This is a genomic window from Porphyromonas sp. COT-290 OH3588 (assembly GCF_000769075.1).
Classification (GTDB): domain Bacteria; phylum Bacteroidota; class Bacteroidia; order Bacteroidales; family Porphyromonadaceae; genus Porphyromonas.
On sequence record NZ_JRFC01000023.1, the window covers coordinates 1 to 348 of the forward strand.

1 protein-coding gene is annotated in these 348 nt (G+C 33.9%); it reads right to left on the minus strand.

What is annotated here, in order from left to right; all coding sequences use genetic code 11:
• A partial coding sequence (locus HQ48_RS06310) for a hypothetical protein (protein ID WP_044232473.1) occupies positions 1-244 on the minus strand: 244 nt, incomplete at its 3' end.
• Between the last annotated feature and the right edge of the window lie 104 nt (positions 245-348).

Below are 348 nucleotides of genomic sequence, written 5' to 3' on the forward strand. Positions count from 1 at the left end.
CGTTAACTTGTTCCAGTTGTTCCTTTTGTCGCTGTAAGCTCAAATTATGGTTAATATAAGCAATTTGCTGTGCATGTCGTCCAAGTTTGCCTTGTGTATTAAGCTCGATCAGTTTAGCCATTCCCTCGCCAAGAATTTCATCAGCCACAAAGTTATGTTTATATTTTTTATTTGTGTTGCGTACATAGTTGTCAAGCGTTTGTTTAATTTTAAGTTTTTTGTGTAGCTCTCTTAATGTTGTCAATTTAATACTCCCTCATATATTTTACCAAACTTTAAAGCGTTAATTTTAACTAACTGCTTCAATTCTGATATAAATTGCTGTTCTCCGTCAAAGTCAAATGGCGT